Origin of the sequence: Neobacillus citreus (genome assembly GCF_018343545.2) — a bacterium.
GTDB classification, from domain to species: Bacteria; Bacillota; Bacilli; order Bacillales; family Cytobacillaceae; genus Neobacillus; species Neobacillus citreus.
Genome location: NZ_JAGYPE020000105.1, coordinates 1 through 10,036, shown reverse-complemented (window position 1 = coordinate 10,036; position 10,036 = coordinate 1). Strand labels below are relative to the sequence as shown.

Below are 10,036 nucleotides of genomic sequence, written 5' to 3'. Positions count from 1 at the left end.
AAAAACGACAGCAGGATAAAATCGTGCAGAAAGAAAAAATAAAACCAGACAAAAATCGTGAAGCCGATAATCTGCATCCGCGAGCGGGCAAAACTGCCAATCGCCGTCCCCATTTGCAGGAAGATCAGTACCATCACTAAAATACTAAAAAGAAAAATAAAATAACTGCCAAAATCAAGCTGGAATTGGAACTTTAACAAAAGTGCATATAGTAGAAACCAGGCAAAAAGAGGCACCAGGACCACCGTATAAAGCCCCATGTTTTTTCTCAGCAAAAAGCTGCCATAGCTGTCCTGCTTCGTCAACAGCATGATTAAGGTCTTTTGTTCTTTTTCTTGAAAAATCGAAAACGCGCCGATAAATAAACATAATATCGGAATGAAATAAATAATTGTATCAAACAAATTGATTAGCAGAATATAAAAGCCTTTATCGAACGAAAGGTCAGCGGAACGGAATAAAATACTGATTGAAATCAGCACTATGATGCTTAAGCTTAGCCATAGGCCTTTACCCCTTATATTTTCCTTCCATTCTTTCCAAATGTAATGCATATTCGCTGTCTCCCCTTTATCAAGACCAGCACGGCGGCAAGCGCAGTCCCCAACCCGATGAAAATGGCGGAAGTGGAATGTCCGTCTTTTTTAGACACGAGAGGGTGCGGGTCCTTAAACATAACTTCATCTTCATTAAGGCTGGCGTTGATTTTTTCATAGATGGCAATCGCCGGGCTTTTTAAAAAGAAATTGGTTAATTCTTGATCCTCAATCAACTGATGGAGGGCTGAACGGTAGGTTATCGGAAAATCCCCGATGCTGTCCTGGTTTAAATCGGTGAGCGGGAAGGCGGAGCCCCATTCGTTGCCTTTGCCCTTTTGGGTCCAGACATTGTGTTCGCCTTTGCCGCCAATCGTGACAGCAGGGATCGTATTTTCAGAGATTTGGTTTAACGTAAAAATCTGGTCATTGGAACTGGCCCACAGCTCAATTCCGATTTGGTTGCGAATGATTTTATTGTCTTTAATCAGATTCCGCGTTGCTTGGTCAATGTACAAGCCGCGTTGGTTCATGTAAAACGTATTGTGCTCGATATGGTTATCATTGGCCTGCAGCAGCAATAAACCAAATGATTTGTTTCCATAGTTGACGATAAATTGATTGTCTGTAAGGGTAAGGCCATTGGAATTCATAATCGCGGCGCCGCCCTCGTTCATCGTAAACGTATTTCGTTTAAATGTATTTTCATCGGAGTACATATAATGCAAGCCGTACCGGGTATTGCTGATGTTATTGTCGAAGCTTTTATTGTGGCTGGAATAATCAAAGAACATGCCGTCCCGGGTGCCATCAATTGTATTATGGGAAAGCAAATTATTTTCGGCGTACCAAACATGGAGCCCGTTTCCCTGGGCAGCAATTTCACCCTTTCCCAGTCCCTTAATATTGTTATAGCGAACAATATTGTGGTGAGCTTTGCTTAAATAAATACCGTGAAAGGAATGGCGGATGGTAATGTGCTCAATCACGTTGTTATTGGTATAAACCTTAATGGCCGCGTATTCCTCAGAGGAGTTGCGGTCCATGCTGCTGCCAGACACGGTAAGATTTTTCAAGCTGACATTTGCAGCTTTAACGGAAATCACGTTGCCGGTTCCGTCCCCTTTAATCACGGTGTTTGTTGAACCAATGATCGTCATCGGTTTCTTGATGACGATATTGCCCGTATAGGTTTGATTGTCAAGCTTCAATACCGCCCCCTCTTTCATGGAGTCGATTTTTGCTTGCAGATTATCGGCTGCCATCTTTCCCTCAGGTTTGAAAAATAACACTAGAGAAAAAACAAGAAACAGGAGCGCTATTTTTTTCATCTTTTTCGATCCTTCCATACCGGAATTAGTAACAATATAAACGCGGCAATCACGAAGTAAACGCCTGTACCTAGGATGCTATGGGTAGTAAAGTTTGCCACTGTGTTTTCACCGATAATCGGCGGAACAAATGGGTCCATATGGATCGGCGCTTTAGGGTCTAAATTGGTTCCATATTTTTTTAAGGCAGAATGGAGGTCCAATACGCCGGCAAGGCCGCCGATGACAAAAATGCTAATCAATCCGTAAAGAACTTTTTTATTGCGGAGGATAGCTGTAATCAGGGTGAGCACCGCTAATCCGCTAATAAGGTAAATCAAGTATCCCAGTTCTGGGAAATTTTCTTCGCTGAAATTGGACATGCCAATATAGTGGTTAAGCCCATTAATAATATCGATTTCGCCTTTCAGCTTATTGGGATAGACAATAATATTCAATCCTTCGGGATATTGCGGGGCATAAAACAGCATCTTCCACCACGGAAAAAATATTGATACAACCAATAATACGGCTGAAAGTCCAATCAGCAATGCCGAGGTAATAGACAATTTACTGCCTTTGTTACGATCATTCAAGTTAACCATTCCTTTTATGCTTAATAAGGCGGAGAGGCCGCCTCCTTCAGTGCCGGCCCCATAAAGCGGGACCGGACACTTTCCCTGAGACAGCCTCGCCCAAAAGTCGAAAGTATCTGGCTTTTTAAGCGAAGGCCTGTGCTTCGCGGTAATCCGTTAATTTTTTGGTTTAACCAGGAAGTAGCCGTTCATTTCTTGGTGCAGAGCCGAGCAGAAGTTTGTGCAATAAATTGGGAAGGTACCCGCTTTATCAGCAGTAAACTCCATTGTATTGGTTTGGCCAGGCTGAACTTCCATGTTTAAGTCATAGCTGTTGATCGCAAAACCGTGGGTAATATCTTCATCAAAGTCGATATTTGTCAAATGGATGAAGACATGGTCGCCTTGGTTCACTTCGATAACGTCAGGTCGTTTTGCGGCATGGTCAAAAATAAATCTCGAGCGCATCGCAATTCCGTACACATGGACTTCATTGCCATTGCGGACAATTTTGGTCTCATTTTGTTTATAGACGGCATCCTTGTTGTTTGGATCCTTTGGATAAACGTTAATCGTTTTGATTTTGTCGGCTTTAATCATCTGTGCATAGTGCGGCTCAGGGTCAACCGGTGCTGATTGAACGACCTTCATTTTGCCGCTGATATCGATTAACTGCATTGATTCTGGATGAGACGGTCCGACCGATAAGTAGGTGTCTTTGGCAATCTTGTTCAAGGCAATCAGCCATTTTCCATCAGGTGCGACGGTGTCGCCTTCAGCAGCAACAGAGTGGCCTGGAGAATACTGAACAGGCACGCGGTCTAAAGTTTTACCGGTTTTCGGATCCCATTTTACAATTTCAGAAGAGATGAACATGGTTGTATATGCCATGCCTTTGTCATCAAACTGAGTATGAAGTGGTCCAAGTGCGTTTTCTGGGTTCACTTCACGTTCCATTACGGATTCATATTTTAAGATTGGAATGCCGTTGCGGTCGCCGGCAAATTCTTTCTTTTCGATTGCCTTAAAGGCTTTTTCAAATGAGAATACAGTCATCGCAGGAGCAAGCTTGCCGGAAGCGATGAAATATTTGCCATCTGGGGTTACGTCAACACCGTGCGGCGATTTGGCAACCGGCACTAAATAAATGCCGCCCTTTTCTTTTTCAGGGAAAATCATTTTTTGGCCGCCAACATCCTCGTACTTGCCTTCCTTGACCATCTTCTCAAGCTCTTTCCAGTTGAAAAGAACGATGTAGTCGCGGTCAGCCTGTGAGGCATTGACTTCCATTGTAGTTGTTGCTTCTTCCGTATTGTAGGTTGTCATAACAGCCCAGTCTTTTGAACTCTTTTTCCCAGCATCAGAAAGGTCATAGGACCAAGGTGGAAGGGCCACCTGGTAAGCGATGTTCAGCTTTACATTCTTTTCGTCAAAGGTTACGGCTGACATCACACCGCGGTATTTCTGGCTGTAATCATCTAGAGATTCATATTTTTGTCCAAGCGGCACGGCGAAACGTGTCGGCAGGAACATGTACTCGGTATTTTCCGTTACAAACGCGGCACAGTGCGGGCCGGCTGTATTTGGAACATTGAGAATGTCTTTGGTTGTAAATGTTTTTAAGTCAACGACTGCGGCACGGCTGTTGCCGACATCAGTGGCAAACATCCATTTGCCGTCATAGTCGCCGTTTGTTTCCGAGAAAGCAGGGTGGTGAAGGTCACCCCAAGTATAATCACCCATCATTTTCTTGGAATGCTCATCAAAGCCATAGCCTGTAGCGGAATCCGGAGAAAAGACTGGAATCGTTCTAATTTTTCGCATTGAAGGCACACCGTAGATAAACATTTGTCCGGAGTGGCCGCCGGATGCGAATAAATAGTAATCATCTTTTTTGCCAAATGGCACATAAACCTTTTCGGCATTGCTCTTGTTGCTGGCGTTTGCGGCCTCAGTCTTCGTGTTGTTCGACGAAAAATCAGCGAACGACAGTGTTGCTGCAGCAAACCCGGCTAGCAGGCCGGATGCGATTGGAACCCATTTTTTCATTCGGTTAACACCACCTTATTTTTCAGATGCCTGCTTGAGCAGGTCTAGTACTTGCTTTTCTTCTTCTTCGGTTAATGGATTTTTGCCGATAACACCTGACATAACAGCGGATGTAGGCTGTTTTAAGAATTCCTCAATTGGTTTGCCGTGCTTTCCTTCAACGTTTACAAAGGCTTGGGAAAGATCCGGTCCGACTGCACCGCCTTTTATGTTGAGCGCTTCCACGCTATGGCAGCCAAGGCATCCCTTTTTATTAAGGATGTTATCGTCATTAACACTGGAAGTGGCTGCTGTTTCTTTTGGTTTGCTGGAATCATCCGCTGCTTTTTTCTTCGAAACAGCCTGGGCGGTTTGCGGTGCCTTTCCTGAGTCACTGGAGTTCCCCATGATGACATCAAATACTAGATATCCAAGCCCGAAGCCGAGCACAAGGCTAATGGCAAAACTAATAAGAGCTTTTTTCAAATTTGTTCCCCCTCCTTTTCGTCAATTGAACAGTTTCATCCTAATTCATTAAATTTTGTAAATTTGTGACGTTCGTCACACGAAATGAAGGGTTTTTGAACGTTCTGTGAAAGGGCCCCAAAAGCATATATCTAAAGCGTTTTTTTAAAAATGAACGTTCTGTGAAAAACGATTTTTCCATGATGTATTTGCGATTTGCAGTATTGTGACCCTTTTCACTTCTATAACGTGAGAAATAGCTTACAATTAGAGGAAAATAAGCTAGGTAAAGGTGGTGGGAAGGTTGGAGCGCATAAAAAAATTACTGGAGCCGAATTTATCAGTGATTCAGGAAGTCGACAAAGAAGGCTTGCTTCGAAAAATTGAGATTTTTAAAGACTTATCCCCGAAATCGCTAAATATCATTGAAAGGCGGATTCAAACGCTTGAAGTGAAAAAAGGGATGCGGATTATCAAAGAGGATGAGAAGGCAAAAGGGGTCTTCTTCATTCATTCCGGGTCGGTTAAGCTCGCCAAACAGGATGAGAACGGGAATGAAATTATCGTTTGTGTGAAGCAGCAAGGGGATATTTTCGCCGAAGCATGTTTATTCACACGGAAGGAAGAATGTTACCCGGCAACAGCAACGATGCTTGAGGATGGCCGGCTGTTCTTTTTGGATAAGCAAGAGCTCGAGCAGGATCTTTACCAATATCCGGAGCTTTCTATGCAAATGATCCGCTATATGAGCGATGCTTTAAGAGAAATGACCTCACAGTTAAGGGATGTGGTCCTGCTCGATGTTTATGCAAAAACGGTAAAGATGCTGGAGCGGCTCGGACGGAAGTTTAACCCAGACTTCAAACGCTGGGAAGTTGAAATACCGTTAACCGTACAGGAATTCGCCACCGTCGTCGGCACCTCGCGTGAAAGCATCAGCCGTGTCTTCTCCAAACTTAAAAAAGAGGAAATGATTGATTTGAAATCGCGGAAAATCATCATCCTTGACTGGTGCAAATTCTGCACGCTGCTCCATAAAGAATATTAAAAGGAAAGGGACCTGTCACCACTCTAAAAGTGAGATGACGGGTCCCTTTATATATTTAATCAAATTTGTACGTCCAAAAGCGCTCGTTGTTGATCCAGACCATAATTTGTGGGTCTTGGTTTTTTAGTTTTTCGGACACGTCGGCAAACATTAGCTCCGTTTGCGAGCGGTGTGCCTTGATGGCGGCAAGCTTTATTTCGGCGACAGGGCTGATATTATTAATGATGTCAGCTTCACCAAGTTTTTCAATACAATCGTTCGAGAAGGCAACGCAGTGTAAGGTTGGCCGTGCGGCTTCAGGAAGCCTTTCGACAGCGCGGACGACGGCCGCGCCGGTGGCGTCATGGTCGGGATGCACAGCATAGCCGGGATAAAAGGTGATAACCAAAGAAGGATTCAGTTCATCAATCAAGGCGGACATAACGTCGGCCAGCTTTTCTTCATCCTCAAATTCTACAGTTTTATCGCGGTAGCCGAGCATGCGTAAATCTTGGATGCCTAAAGCGCGGGCAGCTTCCTTTAGTTCCGCTTTTCTGATTTTCGGGAGATTTTCCCGATTGGTAAATGGCGGATTCCCCATATTGCGGCCCATTTCCCCAAGGGTTAAGCAGGCGTAAGTAACAGGGGTGCCATTTTTGATGTGGGTGGCTATTGTCCCGGATACTCCAAATGCCTCATCATCCGGATGTGGAAAGACAACTAGGACATGGCGTTCTTTTTCCATTTTACATTCTCCTTTCAGGACTGACGCATGAAACCACTATTCAAAGGGAGTCGGGCTGATTTCCAATGCGACGGCTAGTTTCCCTTCATTGTCATGGCCGGCAAGCAGCAGCCGTCCCAGTTCATCGATTTCAAAATGAGTGATGCCCTCAGCGTAAATCCAGCCAAGGTTAATTTTTAAGCCCACCCGGTAAGGACCTTTTCCGGTGATTTTCCCTATTTCATATTGGACTTTGGCGTTGCGGATATAAGCGCCTGCCGAAAAGAATGATTGATCGCGATGTGATGCGTAGGCACCGTTTGTGGTTTCAAGGTGAATATATACTTCTTTATTTACGAAGCTATTAATGGCTTCCTGTACTTGTTTGGTGTTCACTAGTTCCAAGCTGATTCCTCCCTTCCCGTTATTTCTTATAAAAAATAGGATTTAGTCTACGAGATATTTTTCTTTAAGAATGTAACTATCATACTAAAATTGGATAAAAAATGCGAAATGAATGCTCGGTTAAATATATGTTGATTTCCGCTCCGGGCACTCGCTTTCCGCGGGGAGGCTCCAGTGACCTCTATATCCCGCAGGAGTTGAGTGCCCTCCGCTCCAATCAACAAGGTTGGCGATCATTTTCACATTTTAATGAAAAAAAGAGCCGAACGTCGTGTTCAGCTCTTTAGGAAATTATTCTGCGCAGTCTTCGCAGTATTCGGTTTTGCTTTTTGAGCCGCGGTAGGCGCCGTGCCAGGTTGGGCCGACGTATTCGTTTAGGCGGAAGCCTTGTTCGATGGCTGCGGCGATAAAGTCTTTCGCCACTTCGACTGCTTCAAAGACGGATTTCCCTTTCGCAAGTTCAGCTGTGACCGCGGATGAGTAGGTGCAGCCGGCGCCGTGCGTAAAGGTTGTATTATATTTTGGCGATTCGTAAATTCTGAATTCCTTGCCATCATAAAGAAGATCGACGGCATTTTCTTCAGACTGCAGTTTACTGCCGCCTTTGATAAGGACATTTTTTGCCCCCTGGTCGAAAATTTTCACAGCGGCCTCTTTCATTTCTTCCACTGTCTTCGGCGTTTTCATGCCGGCAAGCTGTCCAGCTTCAAACAGATTTGGTGTCACTACTAAACAGCGCGGCAATAAAAGCTCACGCATCGCATCGGTCGTTTCCGGGTTTAACACCTCGTCCTCGCCTTTACACACCATGACAGGGTCAATTACGACACGCTCTAGCTTGTGGGCATCGATGGTTTTTGCAGCAATTTCAATTAACTCGACCGTTCCCAGCATACCTGTCTTCATTGCATCGATACCGACAGATAGAATGGTTTCCAGCTGCTTTTCAAGAATATCTGATGCAATTGGGAAGACGTTATGATGCCAGTTGTCTTTGGGATCCATCGTGACGATGCATGTTAGGGCGCTCATACCATATACGCCAAGCTCTTGGAACGTCTTCAAGTCCGCCTGAAGCCCCGCCCCGCCGCTTGAATCCGAACCAGCTATTGTCATTACCTTCTTAATGCTCATTATGTACTCCTCCTAAAAAAGGCTTAATAATCACCCTATTATTATAATTCAACAGCAAAAAAACAACCAAAATAAACTTTTGCAATGGTGCAAATGATTTTTTTCGCCTGTCGAAAGAGTTTGACAAAAAAGTGAAATATCCAACTTTTTTACTATTTTAATCAATTTATAGTGATAAAAATTACTTTCAAAAAACTCCTCCAAAATTACTCTATTAATGAGAAATACTCTTCAAAGGTGGTGGGAAAACAATGAACCACAAAAGTTGTCCCGACGAATATCCCATTTCATTAATCATTAATGGATACGAAATGGCGATTTTCCAATTGACAAAATTTGATCTAGAGGATTGGACATATGGCTATTTGTTTTCTGAAGGATTTATTCAGGCAGCAAATGATATTGAGTCCATCGTCATCAATGAAGATATGGGGAGCATTCATGTCACTTTAAGCGCAGCCTTTGATGAAGAGCAAGTCTTTTCAAAGAAGAAGCATTACACAGCAGGCTGCGGCAGGGGCGTCACATTTTTTTCAATGACTGATGTAAAAAACTTCGATAAGGTTACATCAAATCAAATCTATCAGCTTAGCTATCTTTTAAAAAAACGAAGCGAATTTGCTCAGAACTCCCGTTTTTATTTGGAAACAGGCGGCATGCATGGCGCCTGCATTGTGGATGAAGAGGGAAATATCACCATTCGCGAGGATATCGGCAGGCATAATGCCGTCGATAAGATTATCGGACACGCCTTGAGAAACCGCTTACGCCCCGACAGGCTTGTACTTCTTACAACCGGCAGGGTTTCATATGAAATGCTCTCAAAAACAGCTAAATTCGGCTTTCCTGTTATCGGCTCGCGGACGGCCGCAACCAAGCAGGCTATCCAGCTGGCGCGGTACTTAAATATAGAAGTAATCGGCTATTTAAGAGGGAAAATGGCGATGATCTATACCGCGGCAGGACGGGTTGAAAATGATGTAAATCCAGAGCCGCTCTTGGAGAGAAGCTTTGAAGGGGGGAATCAGCCGGTAGAACTATATAGATAAACATAAAAAAATGGGATGTTCTATTCATTACTCTTGGGAAGGAGATTGGAAATGGTTGAAATGAACTTAAATCGCCGGCAATTTTTAAAGCTATCCGGTGCAACCGCTGCCACTTTAGCAGTTGTCGAACTGGGCTTTAATGAACAAAAAGCCTATGCGAAATCAAAGGAATTCAAAATTGCCAAAGCTACTGTAACACCAACCATTTGCTGTTTTTGCGGCGTCGGCTGCGGGATCTTAGTCCATACAAAGGATAACACAGTGGTTTATACGGAGGGGGACCCGGATAACCCAATTAATGAAGGCAAGCTATGCAGCAAAGGAACGACACTCAGACAGTTATACACTTCTGAAAAGCGGATGACGAAACCTCTTTATCGCGCTCCAGGCAGCGATAAATGGGAAGAAAAAGACTGGGAATGGATGCTCGATACCATTGCCAAACGTACAAAGGAAAGCCGCGATAAGTCATTTATCGTTTCGGAAAACGGCGTTACGGTAAATAGAACTGAAAAGATTGCCAGCCTTGGCGGTGCGGCACTTGATAACGAAGAAACGTATTTGGTTTCCAAATTAATGAGAGGGCTTGGCGTTGTTTACTTAGAACACCAGGCACGAATATGACACAGTTCAACGGTTGCCGGTCTGGCACCATCGTTTGGACGTGGAGCAATGACAAACCATTGGAATGACCTGCAGCATACAGATGCAGCGCTAATTATGGGTGCAAACCCTGCTGAGAATCATCCAATCAGCTTCAGATGGCTGACAAAAGCAAAAGAA

At 44.1% G+C, this 10,036-nt stretch carries 11 protein-coding genes; 3 read left to right on the top strand and 8 right to left on the bottom strand.

From position 1 onward, the window contains the following. The 5 genes from KHB02_RS28555 to KHB02_RS28535 form a co-directional block, all read right to left on the bottom strand. On the bottom strand, positions 1-554 hold a 554-nt coding region (locus KHB02_RS28555), incomplete at its 3' end, for an ABC transporter permease (RefSeq protein ID WP_241114174.1). After that, positions 518-1,867 carry a nitrous oxide reductase family maturation protein NosD gene (gene nosD / locus KHB02_RS28550; protein ID WP_213147916.1) on the bottom strand — a complete coding sequence of 450 codons (1,350 nt, stop codon included), beginning with the start codon at positions 1,865-1,867 and terminating at the stop codon, positions 518-520. The genes KHB02_RS28555 and nosD, both read right to left, overlap by 37 nt. Further along, positions 1,864-2,442 (bottom strand): hypothetical protein, encoded by a 579-nt coding sequence (locus KHB02_RS28545; RefSeq protein ID WP_241114173.1) that lies wholly within the window; start codon positions 2,440-2,442, stop codon positions 1,864-1,866. Before KHB02_RS28545 ends, nosD begins: the two co-directional genes overlap by 4 nt. A gap of 156 nt (positions 2,443-2,598) precedes the next feature. Further along, on the bottom strand, positions 2,599-4,470 hold the full coding sequence (gene nosZ, locus KHB02_RS28540; RefSeq protein ID WP_213147918.1) for a Sec-dependent nitrous-oxide reductase: 1,872 nt from the start codon (positions 4,468-4,470) through the stop codon (positions 2,599-2,601). 15 nt (positions 4,471-4,485) lie between these two features. Further along, positions 4,486-4,935 (bottom strand): cytochrome C, encoded by a 450-nt coding sequence (locus tag KHB02_RS28535; protein ID WP_213147919.1) that lies wholly within the window; start codon positions 4,933-4,935, stop codon positions 4,486-4,488. Between the two features lie 283 nt (positions 4,936-5,218). Between KHB02_RS28535 and KHB02_RS28530 the strand changes: the two genes are divergently transcribed. After that, positions 5,219-5,962: a Crp/Fnr family transcriptional regulator gene (locus KHB02_RS28530; RefSeq protein WP_241114172.1), complete on the top strand. Its 744-nt coding sequence runs from the start codon at positions 5,219-5,221 to the stop codon at positions 5,960-5,962. 55 nt (positions 5,963-6,017) lie between these two features. Here the strand turns inward: KHB02_RS28530 and bshB2 are convergent, their stop codons facing one another. The 3 genes from bshB2 to pdxK all read right to left on the bottom strand — a co-directional run bounded on the left by bshB2 (position 6,018) and on the right by pdxK (position 8,204). After that, entirely contained in the window at positions 6,018-6,686 is a 669-nt protein-coding gene (gene bshB2, locus KHB02_RS28525; RefSeq protein ID WP_213147920.1) for a bacillithiol biosynthesis deacetylase BshB2, read from the bottom strand. A 36-nt stretch (positions 6,687-6,722) separates the two neighbouring features. Beyond that, positions 6,723-7,070, bottom strand: a complete 348-nt coding sequence (locus tag KHB02_RS28520) for a YojF family protein (protein WP_213147921.1) — start codon at positions 7,068-7,070, stop codon at positions 6,723-6,725. A 291-nt stretch (positions 7,071-7,361) separates the two neighbouring features. Then, on the bottom strand, positions 7,362-8,204 hold the full coding sequence (gene pdxK, locus KHB02_RS28515; RefSeq protein WP_213147922.1) for a pyridoxine/pyridoxal/pyridoxamine kinase: 843 nt from the start codon (positions 8,202-8,204) through the stop codon (positions 7,362-7,364). A gap of 251 nt (positions 8,205-8,455) precedes the next feature. Here pdxK and fdhD point away from each other — a divergent pair, with 251 nt between their 5' ends. After that, a complete protein-coding gene (gene fdhD / locus KHB02_RS28510; protein ID WP_213147923.1) occupies positions 8,456-9,253 on the top strand; it encodes a formate dehydrogenase accessory sulfurtransferase FdhD in 798 nt (265 codons plus the stop codon). A gap of 60 nt (positions 9,254-9,313) precedes the next feature. Beyond that, a partial coding sequence (locus KHB02_RS28505; RefSeq protein WP_277398411.1) for a molybdopterin-dependent oxidoreductase occupies positions 9,314-10,036 on the top strand: 723 nt, incomplete at its 3' end.

Coding starts and splice junctions, on each gene's coding strand:
- nosD (WP_213147916.1), bottom strand. CDS start 1,867: ATGAAAAAAATAGCGCTCCTGTTTCTTGTTTTTTCTCTAGTGTTATTT.
- nosZ (WP_213147918.1), bottom strand. CDS start 4,470: ATGAAAAAATGGGTTCCAATCGCATCCGGCCTGCTAGCCGGGTTTGCT.
- bshB2 (WP_213147920.1), bottom strand. CDS start 6,686: ATGGAAAAAGAACGCCATGTCCTAGTTGTCTTTCCACATCCGGATGAT.
- pdxK (WP_213147922.1), bottom strand. CDS start 8,204: ATGAGCATTAAGAAGGTAATGACAATAGCTGGTTCGGATTCAAGCGGC.
- fdhD (WP_213147923.1), top strand. CDS start 8,456: ATGAACCACAAAAGTTGTCCCGACGAATATCCCATTTCATTAATCATT.